At 46.6% G+C, this 21,439-nt stretch carries 24 protein-coding genes; 12 read left to right on the forward strand and 12 right to left on the reverse strand.

Annotated features, from left to right (window positions below):
* Genes ICV90_RS03110 through ICV90_RS03130 form a run of 5 tightly spaced genes read left to right on the forward strand, consistent with a single transcriptional unit; the run spans position 1 to position 5,303 of the window.
* Positions 1-2,979, forward strand: a complete 2,979-nt coding sequence (locus tag ICV90_RS03110) for a formate dehydrogenase subunit alpha (RefSeq protein WP_215359618.1) — start codon at positions 1-3, stop codon at positions 2,977-2,979.
* Between the two features lie 27 nt (positions 2,980-3,006).
* Positions 3,007-3,663, forward strand: a complete 657-nt coding sequence (fdh3B, locus tag ICV90_RS03115) for a formate dehydrogenase FDH3 subunit beta (RefSeq protein ID WP_215359620.1) — start codon at positions 3,007-3,009, stop codon at positions 3,661-3,663.
* A complete protein-coding gene (locus tag ICV90_RS03120; protein ID WP_215359622.1) occupies positions 3,663-3,899 on the forward strand; it encodes a hypothetical protein in 237 nt (78 codons plus the stop codon). The genes fdh3B and ICV90_RS03120 overlap by 1 nt, the downstream gene beginning before the upstream one ends.
* Before the next feature lie 47 nt (positions 3,900-3,946).
* The gene (locus ICV90_RS03125) at positions 3,947-5,002 is read left to right on the forward strand and encodes a formate dehydrogenase subunit gamma (protein ID WP_215359624.1); all 1,056 of its coding nucleotides are present in this window, start codon (positions 3,947-3,949) and stop codon (positions 5,000-5,002) included.
* A gap of 10 nt (positions 5,003-5,012) precedes the next feature.
* Positions 5,013-5,303 (forward strand): hypothetical protein, encoded by a 291-nt coding sequence (locus ICV90_RS03130; protein WP_215359625.1) that lies wholly within the window; start codon positions 5,013-5,015, stop codon positions 5,301-5,303.
* Here ICV90_RS03130 and ICV90_RS03135 read toward each other — a convergent pair whose 3' ends face one another.
* Positions 5,304-5,999, reverse strand: a complete 696-nt coding sequence (locus ICV90_RS03135; RefSeq protein ID WP_251367779.1) for an ATP-binding cassette domain-containing protein — start codon at positions 5,997-5,999, stop codon at positions 5,304-5,306. It lies immediately after the preceding gene.
* 4 nt (positions 6,000-6,003) lie between these two features.
* Entirely contained in the window at positions 6,004-6,699 is a 696-nt protein-coding gene (locus ICV90_RS03140; RefSeq protein WP_215359629.1) for an ABC transporter permease, read from the reverse strand.
* 66 nt (positions 6,700-6,765) lie between these two features.
* Between ICV90_RS03140 and ICV90_RS03145 the strand changes: the two genes are divergently transcribed.
* The 3 genes from ICV90_RS03145 to cls are packed head-to-tail and all read left to right on the forward strand — an operon-like array spanning position 6,766 to position 9,193.
* Positions 6,766-6,966 (forward strand): (2Fe-2S)-binding protein, encoded by a 201-nt coding sequence (locus ICV90_RS03145; RefSeq protein WP_215359631.1) that lies wholly within the window; start codon positions 6,766-6,768, stop codon positions 6,964-6,966.
* Complete coding sequence (locus ICV90_RS03150; protein ID WP_215359634.1) at positions 6,966-7,718, forward strand: endonuclease/exonuclease/phosphatase family protein; 753 nt, start codon at positions 6,966-6,968, stop codon at positions 7,716-7,718. Before ICV90_RS03145 ends, ICV90_RS03150 begins: the two co-directional genes overlap by 1 nt.
* Positions 7,715-9,193, forward strand: coding sequence for a cardiolipin synthase (cls, locus tag ICV90_RS03155; protein WP_215359636.1), 1,479 nt, complete (start codon positions 7,715-7,717; stop codon positions 9,191-9,193). Before ICV90_RS03150 ends, cls begins: the two co-directional genes overlap by 4 nt.
* Here the strand turns inward: cls and ICV90_RS03160 are convergent.
* Both ICV90_RS03160 and ICV90_RS03165 read right to left on the reverse strand, forming a co-directional pair.
* Positions 9,190-10,374: a CaiB/BaiF CoA-transferase family protein gene (locus ICV90_RS03160; RefSeq protein ID WP_215359638.1), complete on the reverse strand. Its 1,185-nt coding sequence runs from the start codon at positions 10,372-10,374 to the stop codon at positions 9,190-9,192. The two genes, cls and ICV90_RS03160, sit on opposite strands and share 4 nt — an antisense overlap.
* Positions 10,375-10,386: 12 nt before the next feature.
* Positions 10,387-11,556 carry an acyl-CoA dehydrogenase family protein gene (locus tag ICV90_RS03165; protein WP_215359640.1) on the reverse strand — a complete coding sequence of 390 codons (1,170 nt, stop codon included), beginning with the start codon at positions 11,554-11,556 and terminating at the stop codon, positions 10,387-10,389.
* A 160-nt stretch (positions 11,557-11,716) separates the two neighbouring features.
* On the opposite strand from ICV90_RS03165, the gene ICV90_RS03170 reads away from it, so the two are divergent.
* Positions 11,717-12,220 (forward strand): YqaA family protein, encoded by a 504-nt coding sequence (locus tag ICV90_RS03170; protein ID WP_215359642.1) that lies wholly within the window; start codon positions 11,717-11,719, stop codon positions 12,218-12,220.
* Here ICV90_RS03170 and ICV90_RS03175 read toward each other — a convergent pair.
* The 8 genes from ICV90_RS03175 to ICV90_RS03210 all read right to left on the reverse strand — a co-directional run bounded on the left by ICV90_RS03175 (position 12,217) and on the right by ICV90_RS03210 (position 19,364).
* On the reverse strand, positions 12,217-12,921 hold the full coding sequence (locus ICV90_RS03175) for an ABC transporter ATP-binding protein (protein WP_215359644.1): 705 nt from the start codon (positions 12,919-12,921) through the stop codon (positions 12,217-12,219). The genes ICV90_RS03170 and ICV90_RS03175 overlap by 4 nt on opposite strands.
* 14 nt (positions 12,922-12,935) lie before the next feature.
* Entirely contained in the window at positions 12,936-13,691 is a 756-nt protein-coding gene (locus ICV90_RS03180) for an ABC transporter ATP-binding protein (protein ID WP_215292728.1), read from the reverse strand.
* Positions 13,691-14,650, reverse strand: a complete 960-nt coding sequence (locus ICV90_RS03185) for a branched-chain amino acid ABC transporter permease (RefSeq protein WP_215359646.1) — start codon at positions 14,648-14,650, stop codon at positions 13,691-13,693. Before ICV90_RS03185 ends, ICV90_RS03180 begins: the two co-directional genes overlap by 1 nt.
* A gap of 14 nt (positions 14,651-14,664) precedes the next feature.
* Complete coding sequence (locus ICV90_RS03190) at positions 14,665-15,549, reverse strand: branched-chain amino acid ABC transporter permease (protein ID WP_215359648.1); 885 nt, start codon at positions 15,547-15,549, stop codon at positions 14,665-14,667.
* Positions 15,550-15,636: 87 nt separating this feature from the next.
* A complete protein-coding gene (locus ICV90_RS03195; RefSeq protein ID WP_251367780.1) occupies positions 15,637-16,872 on the reverse strand; it encodes an ABC transporter substrate-binding protein in 1,236 nt (411 codons plus the stop codon).
* Between the two features lie 75 nt (positions 16,873-16,947).
* Entirely contained in the window at positions 16,948-18,189 is a 1,242-nt protein-coding gene (locus ICV90_RS03200) for an FAD binding domain-containing protein (protein WP_215359650.1), read from the reverse strand.
* 9 nt (positions 18,190-18,198) lie between these two features.
* A complete protein-coding gene (locus ICV90_RS03205; RefSeq protein ID WP_215359652.1) occupies positions 18,199-18,657 on the reverse strand; it encodes a glyoxalase in 459 nt (152 codons plus the stop codon).
* Positions 18,658-18,671: 14 nt separating this feature from the next.
* Positions 18,672-19,364, reverse strand: coding sequence for a TetR/AcrR family transcriptional regulator (locus ICV90_RS03210; RefSeq protein WP_215359654.1), 693 nt, complete (start codon positions 19,362-19,364; stop codon positions 18,672-18,674).
* Between the two features lie 112 nt (positions 19,365-19,476).
* Between ICV90_RS03210 and ICV90_RS03215 the strand changes: the two genes are divergently transcribed.
* From ICV90_RS03215 to ICV90_RS03225, 3 genes are all read left to right on the forward strand, one after another.
* Entirely contained in the window at positions 19,477-19,953 is a 477-nt protein-coding gene (locus ICV90_RS03215; RefSeq protein ID WP_072582970.1) for a CoxG family protein, read from the forward strand.
* A 76-nt stretch (positions 19,954-20,029) separates the two neighbouring features.
* Complete coding sequence (locus ICV90_RS03220; RefSeq protein ID WP_215359656.1) at positions 20,030-20,884, forward strand: xanthine dehydrogenase family protein subunit M; 855 nt, start codon at positions 20,030-20,032, stop codon at positions 20,882-20,884.
* A gap of 42 nt (positions 20,885-20,926) precedes the next feature.
* Complete coding sequence (locus tag ICV90_RS03225) at positions 20,927-21,436, forward strand: (2Fe-2S)-binding protein (RefSeq protein ID WP_215359658.1); 510 nt, start codon at positions 20,927-20,929, stop codon at positions 21,434-21,436.
* Positions 21,437-21,439 lie beyond the last annotated feature (3 nt).

A 21,439-nucleotide genomic window follows, 5' to 3' on the forward strand; every position in this document is an offset into this window, starting at 1 on the left:
ATGAGTCTGACTCGTAAATCCAATACCCCACAAAGCAGTCGTTCCACATCGCGCCTGATTGGTAGTCTGTCACGCGGCTTAAAAGCCGCTGTTCCAACGATGGATCGCCGTACATTCCTCAAGCGCTCAGGCGTAGGAGTTGGTGCTGGTATCGCTGCTAGTCAATTAAGTTTTGTTCAAAAAGCATCTGCTGAGCAAAGCAAGGCAATGCTAGACGGCAAGGGCAAGATTGAAGTTAAGAGATCTATTTGTACTCACTGTTCCGTAGGCTGTGCAGTTGATGCCACGGTTGAGAATGGCGTATGGGTTCGTCAAGATCCAGTATTTGATTCTCCAATTAATATGGGTGCTCATTGCGCTAAAGGCGCTGCCTTGCGTGAGCACGGACACGGTGATTATCGTTTGCGTTACCCAATGAAGTTAGTTGATGGAAAGTACCAACGAATTTCTTGGGATCAAGCCTTAACTGAAATTACTGCACAGATGAAGAGTATTCGAGAGAAATATTCTCCGGATGCAATGTTCTTCATCGGCTCCTCCAAACACAATAATGAACAGTCCTACTTACTCCGTAAGTGGGTCTCTTTCTTTGGCACAAACAATACAGACCATCAGGCTCGTATTTGTCACTCCACAACAGTAGCGGGTGTTGCAAACACCTGGGGCTATGGTGCGATGACCAATAGTTACAACGACATGATGAATGCCAAGGCCGCTTTGTACATTGGTTCAAATGCTGCTGAAGCTCATCCAGTTTCAATGTTGATGTTGTTGCATGCAAAAGAAAATGGTTGCAAGGTTGTTGTAGTAGATCCGCGCTACACGCGTACTGCTGCTAAGTCAGACCAGTACATCCGCATTCGTTCTGGTACTGATATCCCTTTCTTATTCGGCATGCTGTATCACATCTTTAAAAATGGCTGGGAAGATAAGAAGTACATCAACGACCGTGTTTATGGCATGGAAGAGATTCGTAAAGAAGTGATGGAGAAGTGGACTCCTGCTGCAGTTGAGGAGGCTTGTGGTGTGCCTGAGGCTCAGGTTTACCAAGCTGCTAAAACTATGGCAATGAATCGTCCTAGTACCGTTGTTTGGTGTATGGGTCAAACCCAGCACACTATCGGTAATGCGATTGTGCGCGCCTCTTGTATTTTGCAATTAGCTTTAGGTAACGTAGGTAAGTCTGGTGGCGGTACCAACATTTTCCGCGGTCACGATAACGTTCAGGGCGCAACTGACGTTGGCCCTAACCCAGATTCATTGCCTGGTTACTATGGTTTGGCTGCTGGCTCATGGAAGCACTTCTCAACAGTTTGGGGTGTTGACTACGAGTGGATTAAAGGTCGTTATGCACCCGACATGATGGAGAAATCAGGTACTACTGTGTCTCGTTGGGTTGATGCTGTTCTCGAGAAGAATGACATGATCGACCAGCAGACTAACGTAAAAGGCTTGTTCTTCTGGGGTCATGCACCTAACTCACAAACGCGTGGCCTCGACATGAAGCGTGCGATGGATAAGTTGGATCTCTTGGTAGTCGTTGATCCATATCCAAGTGCTACTGCTGCAATGGCAGCAATGCCTGCTGCAGAAGGTCAAGCGGTAAATAAGAATCGCAATGTGTACTTATTGCCTGCTGCAACGCAGTTTGAAACTTGCGGTTCAGCGACAGCTTCCAATCGTTCATTACAGTGGCGTGAGAAAGTAATTGATCCATTGTTTGAATCTGTTCCTGACCACGTGATCATGCAAGCTTTTGCTGACCGCTTAGGTTTCGGCGAAGAGTTGTCTAAGAACTACAAAATGCTCAGTTCCAAATTTGCTGGTAAGCAATGGAAAGAGCCGCAAATTGAAGACATCCTGCGCGAGATTAATCGTTCTTGCTGGACAATTGGATACACAGGCCAAACACCTGAGCGCCTCAAGGCTCACATGAGAATGGTGGCAACCTTTGATCCGAAGACATTGAAGTCTCGCGGCGGTGTTGATCCAGTAACTGGATATGACACTACTGGTGACTACTATGGCTTGCCTTGGCCTTGCTACGGTACAGCAGCTATTAAACATCCAGGCTCACCAAATCTGTATGACACAAGCAAGAGCGTGATGGAGGGCGGTGGTAACTTCCGCGCCAACTTCGGCGTTGAGCGTGAAGGCGTCAGCTTGCTTGCTGCAGATGGATCTCACTCTAAGGGTGCCGCAATTACTACTGGCTACCCAGAGTTTGACCACGTGTTTGTGAAGAAATTAGGTTGGTGGGATCAGTTAACTGAAGACGAGAAAAAACTCGCTGAAGGTAAAAACTGGAAGACTGACTTATCTGGCGGTATTCAGCGCGTGGTAATGAAGAATGGCTGTCATCCGTTTGGTAACGCCAAAGCGCGTGCAGTGGTTTGGAACTTCCCAGACCCAGTTCCAATTCACCGTGAAGCGCTCTACAGTACAAACGCTCCAATGATGCGTAAGTACCCAACAGCTGCCGATAAGAAAAACTTCTGGCGCTTGCCAACCCTCTATAAGACGGTTCAAGATCAAAACTTGAATCAGAAGTTATATGAGAAGTTCCCAATCATTCTGACTTCAGGTCGTTTGGTTGAGTACGAGGGTGGTGGTGATGAGACTCGTTCCAACCCATGGTTAGCAGAACTCCAACAAGAAAACTTTGTGGAGATTAATCCTAAGGCTGCAGCAGATCGTGGCATTAAGAACTGGGATTACGTTTGGGTGAAGTCGCCAACAGGCGCCCAGATCAAAGTACGCGCATTAGTGACTGAGCGCGTAGATCAAGGAACTGCATTCGTGCCATTCCACTTTGCTGGCTGGTGGCAGGGCGAAAACATTCGGAAGTATTACCCAGAAGGTGCTGCCCCAGTAGTTCAGGGTGAGGCGGTTAACACTGCAACTACTTATGGTTATGACATGGTGACGATGATGCAAGAAACGAAAACCACAATGTGTCAAATCGAGAAATTTGCCTAAGTCAAAAAATAAGGTCAGGAGAACACAATGGCAAGAATGAAATTTATTTGCGACACGGAGCGATGCATTGAGTGCAACGGTTGTGTCACAGCCTGTAAGAACGAAAATGAAGTACCTTGGGGTGTTAATCGTCGTCGCGTTGTAACGGTGAATGACGGCATCATTGGTCAAGAAAAATCAGTTTCAGTTGCTTGTATGCACTGTAGCGATGCTCCTTGTATGGCCGTATGCCCAGTAGATTGTTTCTACCGCACGGACGAGGGCGTTGTTCTGCACGATAAAGATATCTGTATCGGTTGCGGTTACTGCTCTTTTGCATGCCCATTTGGCGCACCACAGTTCCTCAGCAAGGGTGCTTTTGGCTCCCGCAGCAAAATGGATAAGTGCACATTCTGTAGTGGTGGCCCAGAAGAAAACGGCAGCGTTGCAGAGTTTGAAAAGTATGGGCGCAATCGTTTGGCAGAAGGCAAGTTACCGCTTTGCGCTGAAATGTGTTCTACCAAGGCATTGATTGGCGGCGATAGTGATGTCATTAGCGGCATCTTTAATAATCGCGTTGCTACCCGTGAGAAGAATGGTAAGTACCCAGGATCCAAAGCCTTTGGTTGGAATACTGCTTACGGTGGACCAGATGCACCAGCACCTACACCAACGCCTGCTGCAAAAATTCCAGGAGCTAAATAATGAAAGTCAATTTCAAAACTCTCGGTCTGTGTTTTGCAGCAGCAGCTTTGTTGGGTGCTTGCTCTGAGCCTCCAGAAATTGCTGCTAAAGCTGCTAAGCGTCCAGATGTTGCTCCTTATATGGGTGCCAATAATGGGTTTATGACTAAGAATTGGACGCCAGGTAACCAGGCCAGCTGGACCGAGTCGATTGACAAGCGTAATCAAGGTCAAAACGAATACAGTCGCGTTAAGTGATCAACTAAATAACAATAAATAAAACGAAAACGTTTAAGGACATGTGTATGAAACGATCATTTTCTAAAGTTCTACGCACTTTGGTAGTGGCTGCAGGTTTGTCGCTAGCTCTTGCGAGTGGTATGAGCTTTGCTGAACGTGCACCGATGGCGCCTTTGCCTTCTCCTAGTGGAGTAGACGTGCCTCCTGCATCTATGCCGGCAAATCCAAACGCTTTGGCCAATGGCACTCAAGCGCAGGCTCAGCCAGCAAACCCATCCATTTTCATGGCGCCAAACAGTGATCCACAAAACTACGTCAGTATTCCTGATAAGCAAGCAGGTGTTTTGATCCAGCGTGCCGGTCAAGAATGGCGTGTAATTCGTAACGGCATCATTACCGTTTACGGTGGCTGGTTATTGGCGATTGCCTTCTTTGGCATTATTGCGATGTACACCATTAAAGGCTCAATCAAGCTGCATGAGCCATTGTCAGGCATTAAAGTGAAGCGTTTTAGTGCATTTGACCGCATCACTCACTGGGTGATGGCATTTAGTTTCTTGGCTCTTGCATTTACTGGTCTATTAATTCTGTACGGTAAATATTTTGCGATGCCTTTAATTGGGGGTGCTGCTTACGGATCTTTCCTGATGGTTTGTAAAAATATTCATAATTTCACTGGCCCATTATTTACTCTGAGCATCGTGATTTTCTTCTTACTCTTTGTTGGTAAAAATATTCCCGGAAAAGGCGACCTCAATTGGTTGTTAACTTTTGGTGGAATGTTTAGCGGCAAGCATGTGCCAGCTGGCTTCTTCAATATGGGTGAGAAATTTTGGTTCTGGTTTGGTATGACTTTCTTAGGCTTAGTAATTTCTGCCTCAGGATTCGTGCTCGACATGATCGTGCCGTTTATGCAGATAGAGTACCTCCGTGGCACGATGCAAATCGCCAACATCATTCATAGTAGTGCTGCAATCTTGATGACTACCATGGCTATGGGCCACATTTATATCGGCACCATTGGTATGCAGGGCTCAATCGACGGTATGAAGACCGGCTATGTAGATGCTACTTGGGCTAAAGAGCACCATGAGCTCTGGTATGACAAACTGAATAAATAAGGATAAGGCCATGAAAAGAATCATTGCTCTTACGTTTTGCGCATTTGCTGCCTCCTCGGTAATGGCGACATTGCCACCATTGAGCCCAGAGGCACAAGAAGCTGCTAATTTGGCTAAAGCAAAAACTGCCTACGGCGATAAGGTTGGTGCATATCAACTCTGTCAGGCTCAAAACCGGGTCGCTGATCGATTTAAGGTTTCTGGAACTGCTGCTCCAGCAGCCTGTACTGCACCACCACCATTTGTTCCACCAGTTGCAGCAGCTGCTCCTGCCGCTCCAGCGGCACCCGCTGCCAAGTAATTAGTCGGCGAGTAGCTCTTGTTGTAAGTAGCGTTTAGCTGCTGGTGTTTGAGGATTGTTAAAGAAGGGGCCTACGGGTCCCTTTTCTTTTATTTCCCCTTGGTCAATGAAGATAATGTGCTCAGCCAGTCTTTGCACTTGGGCAAGTTGATGGGATGAAAAAATCACATCTACTTCCTGTCGATCAAATTGACGGATCAACTCTTCAACCTGTTCGGTGGTCTGGGGGTCGAGATTGGCGGTCGGCTCATCCAGTAAAACCAAATTGGGTTTTTGAAGAATAGCTCTTCCAAGGCAAACCTTTTGTCTTTCACCTGCAGATAATTTATGCGCTGGGCTATTGGCAAGCCCGCTTAAACCTACTTGCTCAATCACTCGGTCTACATCAGCATTTTTAATGGACTCATCCGCATCACAAACCATTGCGATATTGGTTTTAGCTGATGCTTTGATCATCGGCGTGTGATGCAAAACCAAAGCCGTTTTTGTTTTAAACGAGTAATTCACTGTTCCGCTATCTGGCTTAACGAGCCCATCTAGAAGTTTTAGAAGAGTTGTTTTGCCAGCGCCATTAGGGCCAATACAGGCGGTAATTCTGTCTGCTGGAATGAGGGCGTGCGGGATATTCAGAATGGTTCTGCCATTGCTTTTGACAATGATGTCTTTGAGCTCAATGAACTTTTCAAAATTTTCCATTGCATTAACCATAGCGGTGCTCCGCAATTTGGCGAACTGCAAAGGTAAATAAATTGGCCAGAAGAACAATGGTAAGCAAGACGATGCCAAGGGCGAGAGCTAAAGGCAGGTCACCTTTGCTAGTCTCTAGCGCAATCGCCGTTGTCATTGTTCTGGTGGAATGATCAATATTACCGCCAACAATCATGACCGCTCCAACCTCGGATATGGCTCTAGCTAGGCCGGCAAGCACGGCAATAGTCAGCGAGAAGCGGCAATCCCATATCAGCCATTTAAAGCGGGAAAGGGGTGGCAATTTGAGGCTCAGAAAGGAATCGCGATGTATTTTCCAAGAGTCCTCCAGTATTTGGCGGCTAAGGGCGGCGATTAAGGGGGTTGTGAGCAATGTTTGAGCCACAATCATCCCTTTCACTGTAAATAGCCAGCCCCACATGCCAAGGGGCCCTGTACGTGACAGCATGAGGTATACCAGCACACCAACTATGACTGTAGGCACACCCATGAGGGTGTTCAGGGTCACAATGATGGTCCTTTTCCCTGCAAAACGTTCAGTGGCCAGAAGGGCGCCAATAGGTAGGCCCAAAAGCGTTCCAACTAGAAGGGCTGTAAGGCTGACCTGTAGAGAAACCCAGACAATCCCCATTACGCCGCCATCTAAGTGGGCGAGCAAGGAAAGGGCGTCTTGAAAAGCTTTTAACATGCGCTTGATTCTATCAAGGCAATGGCAAAATGACTGTAATGAGATTGATTCCCCTATTTTTGACCTATGGCTGAAGTGGTTTGCCTCTGCAATGAGGTCCTCGACGTGGATTTGCGCGAATATTTAGATGCCCACCCGATAGACTCGATTGATGAGTTACGGGAGCAGGCATCTATTTGCAATAAATGCATGCAGTGTCAAGATTTAGTCGAGGGTGAAATTTACTTAGCGCGCGTTCGACGCCAACGTGCTGCAGGTCAGTTTTGATGAGCTCTATTAAAACTGCTCGTTTCACAGTATTGAGTATGAATGTCCATAAAGGGTTATCTCCTTTGCATAGACATTCCACCATTTACCAACTGCGTGAAAAAATGCGCAGCCAACATCCAGATCTTCTTTTCTTGCAAGAACTACAACAGGAGCATCGGGGTAGAGTGCGTCGTTTTAGTCAATGGCCGTTAGCAGAGTTGACCCACTTCCTTTCGGAAGACTTTTGGTGCGATTGGCATTATGGAAAAAATGTCGAGTATCGCGATGGACATCATGGCAATGCCATTCTCTCTAAGCACTCCCAGCAAAAAGGAAGTAACTACGATATTTCAGCATACCGCTTTGAGAGTCGCGGCCTGCTACATAGCGTTACTACTTTGGATGGCATGGATCAACCCATTCATTGTTTCTGTGTACATTTGGCGCTTTTTGAACGTGGCAGAGAGAGGCAGTTGGAGGCCATCATTAAGCATATTCAGGATTTAACTCAAAATGGACCCACCATCGTGGCGGGCGACTTCAACGATTGGCGTAATCGGGTGAGCGCCCCCATGAAGGCTGCTGGTTTCGATGAGGTATTTGAATTACTGACCGGCTCCCCAGCAAAAACATTTCCCAGTGTGAAGCCCTTGCTTGCGATGGATAGAATTTATGTTCGCGGAATAAAAGTACATTCAGCTGAAATTTTGCATGAATGGTTAAATCTGTCAGATCACCTGGGCATTACTGCTGAATTGGAACTTAAATGAATCCCTTATTAAATATATTTCTGAATCAAACTTTTGAGTTTAATTTTAATTGGCTATTAGTCACTCATTTTTTATTGGTTACCTACTTTATTGGCGTCATCATTTCTGTGAGAAGGCCAGTAGGCGTTGCCTTTGCCTGGATTTTTATTGTGATGACTTTTCCGCTAATGGGAATTGCCCTTTACGTACTGATTGGAGAACGTCCGGTAGGTCGTAGTTTGACGCGAAAAATTAAACGTATGAATCTAGAGTATTCGCAAATTACCCAACAGTTATGTCAAGAGTTTGCAGGTGAGAGACAGAAGTTACCTATTGAGTCTAGAGCCATAAGTCTATTGGCTGAATCCAATAATGGCACTCCAGTAGTGGATGGAAACAAAGTGGAGCTGCATACAAATTCACTGGAAATTCTGCAGCTCTTAATTGATGAGATCAATCAGGCAAAAAAAAGCCTGAATCTAGAGTTCTATATTTGGGCTCTGGGTGGTGATGCCGATCGAGTGGGTGAGGCTGTCATTGCCGCCTCAAAGCGCGGTGTAGATTGTCGCGTTTTATTAGACTCTTTAGGTAGTAAGGACTGGTTTAAGTCATCCTGGCCTGCCCGGTTCCGAAACGCAGGCATTCAAGTGACTGAAGCATTGCCGATTCAGATTGGCCGCTTTCAGTTCCGCCGCGCAGATCTGCGCTTGCATCGAAAAATATTTGTAGTGGATGGTTCCGTGGTGTGGACTGGAAGTATGAATATGGTCGACCCTCGTACTTTTAAGCAGAACTCAGGAGTTGGGGAGTGGGTTGACGCAATGGTTCGTATTGAGGGGCCGGTTGCAGCGCAGTTCGAACTGACCTTTGCGTTCGACTGGAGTGTTGATAATCCTAAGATTACCCATTTTAATGATCGCTCACCTCCAGTGGCGCCAAGGGAGGGCGGGGTCATTGCCCAGGAATTTGCTTCTGGGCCGGTATATCGTGACGATATTTTGTATCAACTAATGCTTTCGGCCATTATCGATGCGCGGGAGGAACTTACTATAACCACCCCTTACTTTGGTCCGGACGATGGCCTGATGCAAGCATTGATGGCTTCTGCAAGGCGCGGCGTGAAGGTCACCTTGATTGTGCCAAAGCTGAATGACTCCACTTTGGTTGCGTGGAGTAGCAAAAGCTTCTATCAGGATTTATTAACTTCTGGAGTCAAGATTGCTGAGTTTAAGGGTGGCCTCTTACATACCAAGAGCTTGTTGATTGATCAGCGAGTTGCAATCTTTGGTTCAGTGAATTTTGATCAACGTAGTTTGCGGCTGAACTTTGAAATTAGCTTGATTGTGTATGACGATGATTTCTGCGCCAATCTTGAGAAGCTGATTCAGTCCTACTTAGCGCAATCAGATTATGTTGACCCCAAGGCCTGGGCGAAGCGCCCGCGCTGGCATCGCTATCTTGAAAACGCAGCACATCTCACTTCACCACTGCTTTAAATTGCGCCGCTTGCCCTCATGCCAGCAATATCAGACTCGCCTAGTCCCAATTCTTTAAGGATGGAGTCTGTATGGTCTCCTACCGCTGGGATGGGGTCCATGCGATAGTCATAGCTGCTATTTAAGCCGGGGGGCAGTAAGGCTGCAATTGCACCGTTGGGGGTATCCACCTCAGTCCAGCGATTACGCGCTTTAAGCTGCTCATGCTTCCAAAGACCCTCCATATCATTGAGGTGAGCATTTGCAATTTGCGCTTTTTCTAGTCTTGCAATTAATTGCTCAGAAGTCAGTTGCCCAAAGCAAGAGTCAATAATTTCTAAAAGTTCAGTGCGCTTTTTATTGCGCTTGAAGTTACGATCAAAGCGTTCATCTTGTGCAAGTGCAGGGTTTTCTAAGACGGTTTCGCAAAATTGCACCCACTCACGTTCATTCTGTAAGCCCAGCATGACCGTCTTACCATCACCCGCCTTAAAGGGGCCGTATGGATAGATGGTGGCATGAGAGGCGCCATTGCGTGGTGGCGGTTCTGCGCCTTTGTAGGCGTAGTACAGAGGAAAACTCATCCATTCAGTGAGGGACTCGAGCATAGAGATATCGATGACTGAGCCTTTACCTGTTTTTCCTCTTTGCAAGAGGGCCGCTAAGATATTGGTATAGGCATACATTCCAGCTGCAATATCAGCAATTGAGTTTCCAGCTTTGCTAGGGGTTTCCGGTGTGCCCGTGACCGATAAGAATCCAGCCTCACTCTGAATAAGTAAGTCGTAAGCTTTTTTATCACGATAAGGGCCGTCATTTCCATAGCCAGAGATATCGCACAGAATCAGCTTTGGATTGTCTTTCTGCAAAATCTCGGCTGTAAGTCCCATGCGAGCAGCTGCTCCTGGCGCGAGGTTTTGTACTAAGACATCTGCCGTCTTTAGTAATGTCTTGAGTGCTGCAATTGCTGATGGCTGCTTAAGATCTAAGGTCAAACTTTCCTTAGAGCGATTGACCCAAACGAAGTGAGAGCAAAGCCCATCTACCTGCGTGTCATACCCTCTAGCAAAGTCACCGCCACCAGGCCTCTCAACCTTAATGACTCTTGCCCCTAAGTCTGCTAATTGGCGTGTGCAGAAAGGTGCTGCTATAGCATGCTCTAAAGAAACAACGGTAATCCCATCCAGTGGACGAATGCTCATATTAATGTCTTCTTAGAAAGATCTTGGAAGGCCAAGAACATGTTCAGCAATGTAGGAATAAATTAAATTTGTTGAAATAGGCGCCACTTGATAGAGGCGAGTTTCCCTAAATTTACGCTCAACATCGTATTCATTAGCAAAGCCGAAGCCACCATGGGTTTGTAAGCAGACGTTTGCTGCTTCCCAAGATGCTTTAGCCGCCAGGTATTTGGCCATATTGGCCTCTGGACCACAGGGTTGGTGATTGTCAAATAACTCGCATGCTTTAAAGCGCATGAGATTTGCGGCTTCGGTTTCAATATAGCTATCAGCAATCGGAAATTGAATCCCTTGGTTTTTACCAATTGGGCGATCAAAAACGACTCGGTCATTGGCATAGCGGCGGGCGCGATCAATAAACCAGTAAGCATCACCAATACATTCAGCAGCAATCAAGACTCGCTCGGCATTTAAGCCATCCAAAATGTATTTAAATCCTTGACCTTCGGTGCCAATGAGATTCTCTGCGGGGATTTCTAAGTTATCAAAAAATACTTCGTTGGTTTCATGGTTCACCATATTGGCAATGGGCCGTACTTCCATGCCTTTGCCAATGGCATCAGCAAGATTGACGATAAAGATCGACATGCCTTCTGACTTGCGTTGTACTTCACTAAGTGGAGTGGTGCGCGCCAGCAAAATCATTAAGTCAGAGTGCTGAATTCTGGAGATCCATACCTTTTGACCATTCACTACGTACTTGTCACCTTTTTTAACTGCGGTGGTTTTCAGCTTGGTCGTATCTGTTCCGGTTGTTGGCTCAGTGACTGCCATACTTTGAAGTCGAAGTTCGCCCGTTGCAATTTTCGGGAGATACATTTTTTTCTGAGCTTCGGATCCATGACGCAATAAAGTACCCATGTTGTACATCTGGCCGTGGCACGAACCTGAGTTACCCCCAGAAAAATTAATCTCTTCCATGATTACGGAGGCTTCCGCTAGGCCCAAACCAGAGCCACCATATTCTTCTGGAATTAAGGCAGCCAACCAACCGGCTTTAGTCATGGCATCTACAAAAGCTTCTGGATAGCCTCGTTCGTGGTCAATCTTTTGCCAGTAGGCGGAATCAAAAGAGCCGCAGAGATCACGCAATGCTTCACGCATTTCTTGGTATTGGTCTGGCTTGGGAATAGGGTGATTCATGAAAGTCTCAATTTATAGGTTTTATGGTGTATTTACCGTTTCAGGCATTAGTTTAAGCAAGATTTGAAATTCATGGAGATTGGCCAAAACAAGGCAAAATAGGCTTGATGAGATCCAAAGAAATTCACTCGTATGACAGCACCTTAGAGGCCATGGCTTAATGGACCCGTTATTCGAGCACTTTTTTGGATGGTTTGAAATGCCTTCGGTTGGCTTGCCGGCGGTATTTATCAGTGCGTTTATTTCTGCAACATTAATACCGGCTGGTTCCGAACCTATTCTGTTTGGCTATATCACCCTGAACCCCCATTTATTTTGGGCAGCGATTGCCGTTGCCACTATTGGTAATACATTAGGGGGAATGCTAGATTGGTGGCTAGGATTGATAGCACGCAACCGCTTTAAGGTAATGGATGAACCCCGGAATACTCGCCTCAAGCGTTGGCTTGAAGAGTGGGGGCCTAAGTTGCTGCTGCTGTCTTGGTTACCTGGATTGGGAGACCCCTTGTGTCTAGCAGCAGGATGGTTAAAACTTCCATGGCAGCCATGCTTGATTTATATGTTTATTGGCAAGCTCTTGCGCTTTACTATGCTTACCTGGTTACTTACTTTGGTGCCAAACAGTTTTTGGCACCAGTTAGGTCACTGGCTACATCTCATCTAAACGGCGCAATACTTCTGCTGAATCTCATCATTGTTTAGGAGGTTCTGTGCAGTGTCATGAAACACAATTTCACCCTGATCCAAGATATAAGCCCGGTCAGAAATTTTCAGAGCTTGTTGAACGTTTTGCTCCACCAGCAGAATGGTTAGACCTTTTTGCTTTAGTTTGGCAAAAAGCTCAAACATCTCTTCAACCAAGACTGGCATGATACCTTCTGAAGGCTCATCAAGCAGAATGACTTTAGGTTTGCCAATCATTGCTCTGGCAATGGCAAGCATTTGTTGCTCACCTCCGGACATCGAGGTGCCATCTTGATGTAAGCGCTCTTTCAGTCTGGGGAAGGTTTCAGCGATTTCATCCACTAGGGCGCTCATATCACCAGAATTCTTCTTGGCGATCACCCCAAGCTCTAAGTTTTCTTTGACAGTTAGCCCAGGAACAATGCGACGATCCTCTGGAACATATGCCAGACCTAAATGAAAGCGTTCATGAGCGGGTAAATCTAAAAATGAAGTGCCATCAATGGATGCTTTACCTTGGCGTTTAGATAGCAGGCCCATTAGAGAGCGTAGGGTGGTGGTTTTTCCAGCGCCATTACGACCCATCAAAGTAACGATCTCTCCTTTATTCACCTCAAGTGAGACACCCTGTAATACGTGACTACGGTCATACCAAGCGTTTAAGTTTTCAACACGCAACATAGTTTGCTTTCTGTTTAACCTTGACCTAGGTACACACGACGTACCTCTGCATTATTTTGGATTTCTTCTGGAGTGCCTTCCGCCAAGAACTCGCCATGGTGCAGAACGATGATGCGCTTGCAAAGACCCATGATGAGTTTCATCTTGTGCTCAACCAAAATCACCGTCCGCTCGCTAGCGAGCGTGCGAATCAATTCCATCATGACCAAAGTTTCTTCTGGTGACATGCCAGCAGTGGGCTCATCTAGCAAAAGTAGGCTCGGGTTGCAGGCCAATGCCATCGCAATTTCAAGGGCGCGCTGCTGACCATGCGCTAGATCGCCCGTTTTTTTATTACGTAAGTGCTCTAGATTCACTCGATGCAGCAATTCATCGGCTATCTCAATTGGCTTTGGATAGCTTTGTGCATTTCGGAGGAAGTTATAACGCGCTGTTTCCATCTGTGCGGCCACCCGGACATTCTCATGAACGCTGAGTTGCTTAAACACATTGGTGATCTGAAAGCTTTTAGAGATTCCTATGCGAGCAAATTCATGCTGCTGCATACCAGTGATATCTTTGCCATTAAATAGAATTTGACCGCTCGATGGTGGGAACGCGCCACTCAAGACGTTAAAGAAGGTACTTTTGCCTGCGCCATTAGGGCCAATAATTGCCGTAAGTGTTCCAGGCATAAAGCTAGTGGATACGTCCTGTAATGCCTTGAACTTACCAAAGCTCTTGCTGACATGACGTGCTTCAAGAATAGGGGTTGTAGTTGCACTATTCATTATTTCGAATCCTGATTAATTTGTAGCTTGCTCAGAATGGTTCCCCAGATGCCTTTGGGGAAGAACAGCACAAAGAACATGAACACTAAACCAACGACAGCCATCCAATGCTTGGTGAAGGTGGTTACGACGTCTTCCAAGTAGAGCATGACTGCTGCGCCGATGAATGGGCCAAAGAAGGTGCCCATTCCACCGAGAATGCTCATCATGACTGCTTGGCCAGACTGTAGATAGTGCAGAGAATCAATTGGCACGATAGAGAGGTGGAGGGCACGTAATGAACCTGCTAAGCCACAAATCGCTGCTGATAATACAAAAACCAATAGTTTGGTACGGGCTACGTCAAATCCACAAGCTGCTGCGCGCTTCTCATTCTCACGGATTGCTTCCATCACGGCGCCTAAGGGTGAGCTTAGGATGCGGGAAATAAGCCAAATAGCAATCACCACAAAGAAAAGAATGATGTAGTACTTCACCAATGGATTTAAGAAGTCAACTGGGATGCCTAAGATATTGAATTCATCCACTCGGACGCCACGTAAGCCATTCTCGCCACCGGTAAGGCTCTCTGCCTTATAGAAGATGTAATACACAATTTGACCAAGCGCTAAGGTCACCATGGAGAAGTAGATGCCACGGGTACGAATAGCGAGGTAACCCATGATGAGGCCACCAATAGCGGCACCAATAATGCCAACCAAAATAGCGGCACCCCAAGGCACCCCATAGTGAACAATGGCTATGCCGGTCATGTAGCTGCCAATACCTAGAAAGGCTGCGTGACCAAAGGATAGTAGGCCCATGTAACCAAACAGTAAGTTAAAGCCCATGGCGAATAAACCAAAGATCAAAATATTGATCGCCAGGGCTTCGTACGGCATGATGAATGGGAAGATTGCTAAGAACAGCGTACTAGCTAGTACGCGATGACGTGCAATAAGTTGGAAAAATGAATTCATAAATATACGGAGCCTTAGCCCATCGCTCCTGCTTTACCAAATAAACCTTGTGGGCGAATTAACAGCACTACAGCCATCAGTACAAAAATGGAAAGCTCTGCTAAGTCGGGGAAGAAGAGGGAGGTCATGCTGTAGACCACACCCACTAACAAGCCAGCGACCACTGCGCCAACGGGTGAGCCCATGCCGCCAACAACAGTCACTACAAATGATTCTGCCAGAATGGGAATGCCCATTTCTGGATTGACTGAGCGCGTTGGTGAGGCCAGGATTCCTGAAAGACCGGCAATTGCGCAGCCCAAGCCAAAGACCAAAAGCCACACCTTGGCAATATCAACACCAAGCACTTTCACGATCTCTTGATCGGCAGCGCCAGCTTTAATGATGAGGCCGTAACGCGTCTTTTGAATGAAGAACCAAACGCCCAAAATAACGACGGCAGTTGCTGCAATGAGGAAGAGGCGATATTTAGGGAAGTAACCAATGCCTACATTGACCGTTCCGCCAAGACCCTCTGGGGTGATTGAAGGTAAGCCTTCGATGCCAAAGGTAACACGCATTACTTCAATCAGGACGTATGAAAGCCCAAAGGTAAGTAGCAAAGGGTAGTCCAAGCCGCGGCCATAGAGTGGCCTGACTAAAAAGCGCTCAGTGACAAGCCCTATGCCGCCTGTAAGCAATGGCGTTAGTACTAGGCTGAACCAAAAACTTCCAGTGATGCCTAAGAAGTACACGCCTAAAAATGCGCCCACCATAAAGAAGGCGCCATGTGCAAAGTTCACTACGTTAAGCATGCCAAAAATAAGGCATAGGCCAAGGGCTAAAAGTGCATAAATGCTGCCCAAGGCGATGCCCGTAAGCAGTTGCATGCAGAGAAGTTCGAATGAAAGACCGGTCATAAATGTACTCAGAAAAAACTCCCCTTTACCAAACGGTGCGGGGGAGTGGATCAGGGTGAATGTGTCATCCACCCTGAAATTTTAAAATTAGGCTTTGTGACCTAGTTCCGCGCATGAACGCATATTTTTCTCAGTAGTAGGTTCAATCGTCAAAATATTGAAGACGTCATACTTGTCTTTCATATTCTTAGATTTAGACTCTACGATGATGACGGTTTGCACGGCCTGATGGTCGCACTTACGATAGTACTCAGGCCCCTTGTACCAGTCGTACTTCATATTCTCCATTGCTGTAACCACTTTTAGGGTGTCAGTAGATTTTGCAATCTTCACCCCAGCCAAGACGCTCTTCACTCCAGCGTAGCCTAGTGCGCCGTAGTCAGACGGTACGGAGCCGTTATACATTTTGCGGAAAGCATCGTTAAATGTTTTTGCAGTTGGGATACGATCTTCTAGACCCCAGTAATAAGATGTGCCACCAATAATGCCTTCGAAGGCTTCAGGGCCACCAGCAAGACGAGAGGTATAGAGGAGTACTGGCGTAACAATCTTCATACTGGATTTAAGGCCAAAGTCAGTACATTGTTTTGCTGCATTGACCAAGTCGCGACCAAAGTTACAGAGCACCAAAATATCTGGATTCAAAGCTTTGATACGTGGTAAGAAGGCGGAGTAATCGGATGCGCCTAATGGGTGACGGATGTCAGCCAGAGTAGTAGCACCCATTTCTTTGCCAGCACGCTCAAACGCACGCACCATTTCATGGCCGTAAGCATAGTCAGCTGTTAAGAACACAATTTTTTTACCAAAACGGGGGATGGAGTAACGCGCTACAGCGCCAGCCGTCATCGTTGGGTTCAGGGCTTCGTGGAATGTATAGACGCTCCAGTCTTTAGCTTCGTTAATTGCATCAGATTGGCTGATGGAGTTAAAGAGAACCTTACGCTCCTTACAAACAGCATTGATCGAGAGTTGTGTCGCGGCAGAAAGTGAGCCAACTACAAAGTTCACTTTGTCTTTTTCAATTAATTCTAATGTGCGTGTTGCCGCTTCGCCAGGGTTGAGTTTGTCGTCACGTACCAAGAGTTCTGCTTTGCGTCCATTGAAGCCGCCTGCATCGTTAAATTCTTTAATGGCTAATTCAGCGGCTTTCACCTGATCCTGAGCTTCTGCTGAGAAGGGCCCTGTCAACGGCGTCGGAAAGCCGATCTTGATAGTGTCAGCCTGAGCATTTGCTACGTTTAACCAAAGTGGGGTGCTTGCTGCTGCGGCTCCACCAATCAACATCTTGCGTCTCGTTTGATTCGTTACTTTTTGTTTCATGGTTGTCTCCTCCATATAAAACTTTGTTAAATAAGAATACTTTTTATTTTTTTAAATCTTAACTGAATGCGCTTTTTAATGGGCGGATTCAGGCACTGCTTTCCCTTGAGCTAATAGATCGCTGATATCAATCGCGGTTTCCGCCATCACAGTATCGGCATTTCTTTTTAACTTCTCGTTATCCCTATTACCCTTGCTTCCTTGGGCTTGCATATAGCGACCCAAATACTGGGCTCTAGCCACTACTTGTTGACCTAGCTTTAAGCGCTCTTCACTATATGCATTGAGTGCTGCTGGAGTAGCGCCATGCGCGGCAATATGCTTGGCTATCACAATAGCTTCATCACCAGCCTTAGTGACGCCCATTCCTACGTGCGGTCTACCAACAAAAGCAGCATCACCCATGAGTGCGATTCTGCCAAAGACAATTTGTTCGGAGCGTACGTCATAAATGGCTTGTAAAAATGGGGCAGCTGTTTTTTCTAATATTTCTGCGTACTGTGGCGCCAAGATCTCCTGTGCGACTTTACGCATGTGGGCAATATGCTTCCATGACACCTTGAGGGGCGGAATGCCGGTGGGGTAATAATGGCCATCATCGTCTGTGAGAAGGCTTATTAATTCTTCATGCTCTGAAGCTGGGCGATACCAAACAAAGTTATAGCGACGCTTTCCTGGGCGCGTGTCATTGCCAGAGCCAGCAACTGGGTAACCCAGCATTTGCTCGCCATTGGGCAAACAAAAGCCAAAGCGATTAAATAGAGTGTCTAAGGTATTCCTTGATAAGCAGGCTTCATCACACACGCCACGCCAAGCTATATAGCCGGCATATTCAGGTTGAATCTGTGGTGCGACTTGCGCTCGCACTGCAGAGCGTATCCCATCGGATGCAATGAGCAATTCAGCATCATATTGGCTGCCACCTTCACAAAGCACCTGTACAGCGTTCGCATCTTGCGTAACCGACTTCACGGTCTTGCCCTGAAGGTAGCGCTCGCTTGGAAAGCTTTCTTTGAGCATGTGATACAGGCGACTCCAAGAGGTTAATACTTGAGGTAATTCCATTTCGCCCAAGCTTTGACCATCAGCACCCAAAGTGACACGCTTAGTCACAGGTACGCCGAGTGTTTCATCAACAGTCACTCCAGCAGCGCGCAGCGCTTCAGCCAAAGCATCATGGGTCACAATGCCGGCACCACGACCGTCCAAGGATCCAACAGTCTTTTCTAGCAAAGTAACGTCATGCCCTTGGCGCAGCAAAATATTTGCCACAAACAAACCACCAAGAGAGCCGCCTACAACTAGAATTTTTGCCATCAATAGCCCCTATGCCGCTTTCGCATCCAGAGCAGCTTTTTCTTCAGCCGGGTAATTGAGTTCAATAACCACTCCATTAGGATCATCCAAAAAGATTTGGTGAAGCTTTAATACGGGGACAGTGCGCTCGCGATAAGAAACATTGAGTTTCTTTAGGAGGGCAATTTTTTCTTCTAGACCAGTCGCAAAAAAAGCAATGTGATCTACTGCGCCAGATCCATGGAGTGTGCTGGGGTCGCGTTCACCTAAATATTTTTTCAGTCCGTTCGGATCATTTTTGTCGATAGCAATGAGGTGCAAGACCGCATTAGCCCAACTACTCTCATCACCGTTGTATAGCCATACGCCTGGGAAAGGGAATTCAGGTCTTGGACCAATAGTTAAGCCAAGGAACTTGCTAAAAAATTCAGTCGTTTTTTCAATCTCTAGACTGCGGATGGAGAAGTGATTCAGGCTTAGATTAGACATGGGTACCTTTTGAATTAAGCAAACAATGATTTAGCAGAATGGAGGTAAGACTGCACTCGGTCGCGAATGATTTCTTGTTCTGTATTGGGGCTTTCGGCGGCGTATATGGCTTGTCCATAGATCCAGCGTCTCATGCCGATATAGAAAACGCCACCATGCAATCCCATGAGAAATTCAAGCTCACGCTGGGTGGGCTTTGATGTATCAGGCCTACCGCAATACTTGCGAGTTTCGCGAATGAGTCTTGGTAATAAGCGCGTGCGCAAGAGCTCGAAAAAGCGATCGCTAATAGAGTGATCACTTAAGCCAGAAAAAATTAAAATGCGCACAAAGTCATAAGTTAAGACTGTGTTGGAGTAGTCCAAATAGAATGCATTGAATTTTTCTTCGGGAGTGAGGGAGTCATCATCCAGCAGCTCTTCCCACTCTGGCTTCCAGCGAGATTCAAAGACCTCTTTATAAACCTCCTGAATCAGCGCATCTTTGGTGGGGAAGTAGTGATAGAGCAGGGTATGAGTGATGCCCAACTCTTTGGATAAATTTCTTAATTGGCCATCGATACCATTTCTAGCGAAGAACTGAATGGCGCTGTCCAGTATTTGGCGTTTACGCTCGGCTGTCCCCATTCTTTTTCTAGTGGGCGCCATGGATCCTTCTGAAATTTCAGCAGTATTTGGGCTAGTAACGCTATCTTCAGTAAAACGCATGGATTCTCAGGGTTTATCCGAATTTGGACTTATTGACCAAAAGTTAAATAATGGTACATTGTTGAACAATTGGTAGATAAGACTCTATTCGTACAAACCCCAAGGAGATCAAATGGAATTAAATGGCGAGCAACTCATATCCGCTCCAATCCCTGAAGTATGGAAGGGTTTGAACGATATTGATGTGTTGGCCAAGTCCATTCCAGGCTGCGAGGAGATCAGTCGCATCTCCCCAGAAGAGATTCATGCCAAGGTGATGTTCAAAATTGGGCCGGTTAGAGCCCGTTTTGCAGGGAAATTGCTTCTAAGTGACATCATCCCGGACCAGTCTTGCTCTATGGCCTTTGAAGGGTCTGGTGGGGCGGCAGGGTTTGCCAAAGGGAAGTCACGAGTGGAGCTAAAGCAAGCCGAAGGAGGTACTTTGGTCTCTTATACGACGGAAGCTTCGATTGGTGGCAAGTTAGGTCAAATTGGCGGTCGCTTAATTAGCGCATCGGCAAAAAAGATTGCAGATGATTTTTTTCAGAAATTTGCAAAAGAATTAGGCGGGGAGACAGTGGCGTTGGAGTCAGACGCTGGTGGTAAATAAAAAAGCGGTAACAAAAAAGTAGCGCAAAAAATAAAAAGCTAGAAAAGCTTAATACATTGGTGGTGGAGGAGACTTAATGAAATCTGCAGCATTCGATTATGTAAAGCCCAAGGCCTTACAAGAGGCCTTGTCTTTGCTTGAGCAGGGCGGCGATGATGCGCAATTAATTGCGGGTGGGCAAACTTTATTGGCCACTTTGAATATGCGTTTGTCTGAGCCCACAGTGTTAATCGATATCACCGATATCGCTGAGCTCAAAGGTATTTCTGTTGTTGGCGATAGTTTGCGTATTGGCGCTCTAGTGACTCATACTGAAATTGAAGATTCAGAATTAGTCGCAAAACATGCCCCACTTTTAAAAGCAGCAGCCCCGCATATTGCCCATCGCGCCATTCGTAATCTAGGAACCTGGGGTGGCTCACTGGCATATGGTGACCCAGCGGCTGAATGGCCCGCTTGCAGCTTGACTTTACGGGCGACGATGATCATTCATGGTCCAGCGGGCGAGCGCCGAATTTCTGCAAACGATTTTTTCATTGACCTGTATACGACCTCATTAGAGCCCGATGAAATTCTCGTGGCGACTGAGATTCCATTGGCAAGCAAGCAAGAAGTTTTCTATTTTCATGAGCTGGCTAGACGTCATGGCGATTACGCAGTCGCTGGTTTAGCTGCAGTTGCACAGAAGCAAGGTGATGTTTTGACTCACTGCGCCTTTACATTCTTCTCTGTTGGTGCCACGCCAGTAATGGCAACTAAAGCGCAGGATTTAATCAACGGCCAAAAACTCAACGATGAGTTAATTGCTAAGGCCGTAGCCGAAGCGCGTAATGAAATCGAAGCTATTGCAGACATTACTAATAGCGCAGAAGCGAAACAACATTTAATTGGTGTATTGCTTGAGCGTGGACTCAAGCACATGATTGCTTAATACTCAAACAGCAAGCATAGGCAAAAGAATTCGGAGATCAAAATGAGTTTGAAGAAAAAAATTTCAATGACCGTGAATGGTCGACTCGTCAACGCAGAGATTGAGCCACGCAGACACCTGGTGGATTTTTTACGCGAAGATTTACATTTAAAAGGCCCTCACTTGGGTTGTGAGCAGGGCGCGTGTGGAGCTTGTACCGTCAAGGTGGATGGGCAAATCATTCGCGGATGCCTATTTCTGGCAGTTCAGGCCGATGGCAGCGTAGTCGAGACCGTGGAAGGTCTTACTAAAAACGGTGTTTTGACAGATCTACAAGAATCTTTCATGCGCCACAACGCTATGCAGTGTGGTTTCTGCTCCTCTGGCATGTTGTTAGCTGCAGCAGAGTTGATTGAGAAACAACCAAAAGCAACGCGCGAACAAGTGCGCGAATGGATCTCAGGTAATTACTGTCGTTGCACTGGTTACCACTCTATCGTCGATGCAATCGTCGATGTGTTAGATGCTCGTGCCAAGGGCCAAAAAATTAAGCCTGTCCTTGCTAACGCCTAAGGT

The sequence above is a fragment of the Polynucleobacter sp. JS-JIR-II-b4 genome, assembly GCF_018687815.1.
In the GTDB taxonomy this organism is placed as follows: domain Bacteria; phylum Pseudomonadota; class Gammaproteobacteria; order Burkholderiales; family Burkholderiaceae; genus Polynucleobacter.

Coding starts and splice junctions, on each gene's coding strand:
- ICV90_RS03110 (WP_215359618.1), top strand. CDS start 1: ATGAGTCTGACTCGTAAATCCAATACCCCACAAAGCAGTCGTTCCACA.
- fdh3B (WP_215359620.1), top strand. CDS start 3,007: ATGGCAAGAATGAAATTTATTTGCGACACGGAGCGATGCATTGAGTGC.
- ICV90_RS03120 (WP_215359622.1), top strand. CDS start 3,663: ATGAAAGTCAATTTCAAAACTCTCGGTCTGTGTTTTGCAGCAGCAGCT.
- ICV90_RS03125 (WP_215359624.1), top strand. CDS start 3,947: ATGAAACGATCATTTTCTAAAGTTCTACGCACTTTGGTAGTGGCTGCA.
- ICV90_RS03130 (WP_215359625.1), top strand. CDS start 5,013: ATGAAAAGAATCATTGCTCTTACGTTTTGCGCATTTGCTGCCTCCTCG.
- ICV90_RS03135 (WP_251367779.1), bottom strand. CDS start 5,999: ATGGAAAATTTTGAAAAGTTCATTGAGCTCAAAGACATCATTGTCAAA.
- ICV90_RS03140 (WP_215359629.1), bottom strand. CDS start 6,699: ATGTTAAAAGCTTTTCAAGACGCCCTTTCCTTGCTCGCCCACTTAGAT.
- ICV90_RS03145 (WP_215359631.1), top strand. CDS start 6,766: ATGGCTGAAGTGGTTTGCCTCTGCAATGAGGTCCTCGACGTGGATTTG.
- ICV90_RS03150 (WP_215359634.1), top strand. CDS start 6,966: ATGAGCTCTATTAAAACTGCTCGTTTCACAGTATTGAGTATGAATGTC.
- cls (WP_215359636.1), top strand. CDS start 7,715: ATGAATCCCTTATTAAATATATTTCTGAATCAAACTTTTGAGTTTAAT.
- ICV90_RS03160 (WP_215359638.1), bottom strand. CDS start 10,374: ATGAGCATTCGTCCACTGGATGGGATTACCGTTGTTTCTTTAGAGCAT.
- ICV90_RS03165 (WP_215359640.1), bottom strand. CDS start 11,556: ATGAATCACCCTATTCCCAAGCCAGACCAATACCAAGAAATGCGTGAA.
- ICV90_RS03170 (WP_215359642.1), top strand. CDS start 11,717: ATGGACCCGTTATTCGAGCACTTTTTTGGATGGTTTGAAATGCCTTCG.
- ICV90_RS03175 (WP_215359644.1), bottom strand. CDS start 12,921: ATGTTGCGTGTTGAAAACTTAAACGCTTGGTATGACCGTAGTCACGTA.
- ICV90_RS03180 (WP_215292728.1), bottom strand. CDS start 13,691: ATGAATAGTGCAACTACAACCCCTATTCTTGAAGCACGTCATGTCAGC.
- ICV90_RS03185 (WP_215359646.1), bottom strand. CDS start 14,650: ATGAATTCATTTTTCCAACTTATTGCACGTCATCGCGTACTAGCTAGT.
- ICV90_RS03190 (WP_215359648.1), bottom strand. CDS start 15,549: ATGACCGGTCTTTCATTCGAACTTCTCTGCATGCAACTGCTTACGGGC.
- ICV90_RS03195 (WP_251367780.1), bottom strand. CDS start 16,872: ATGAAACAAAAAGTAACGAATCAAACGAGACGCAAGATGTTGATTGGT.
- ICV90_RS03200 (WP_215359650.1), bottom strand. CDS start 18,189: ATGGCAAAAATTCTAGTTGTAGGCGGCTCTCTTGGTGGTTTGTTTGTG.
- ICV90_RS03205 (WP_215359652.1), bottom strand. CDS start 18,657: ATGTCTAATCTAAGCCTGAATCACTTCTCCATCCGCAGTCTAGAGATT.
- ICV90_RS03210 (WP_215359654.1), bottom strand. CDS start 19,364: ATGCGTTTTACTGAAGATAGCGTTACTAGCCCAAATACTGCTGAAATT.
- ICV90_RS03215 (WP_072582970.1), top strand. CDS start 19,477: ATGGAATTAAATGGCGAGCAACTCATATCCGCTCCAATCCCTGAAGTA.
- ICV90_RS03220 (WP_215359656.1), top strand. CDS start 20,030: ATGAAATCTGCAGCATTCGATTATGTAAAGCCCAAGGCCTTACAAGAG.
- ICV90_RS03225 (WP_215359658.1), top strand. CDS start 20,927: ATGAGTTTGAAGAAAAAAATTTCAATGACCGTGAATGGTCGACTCGTC.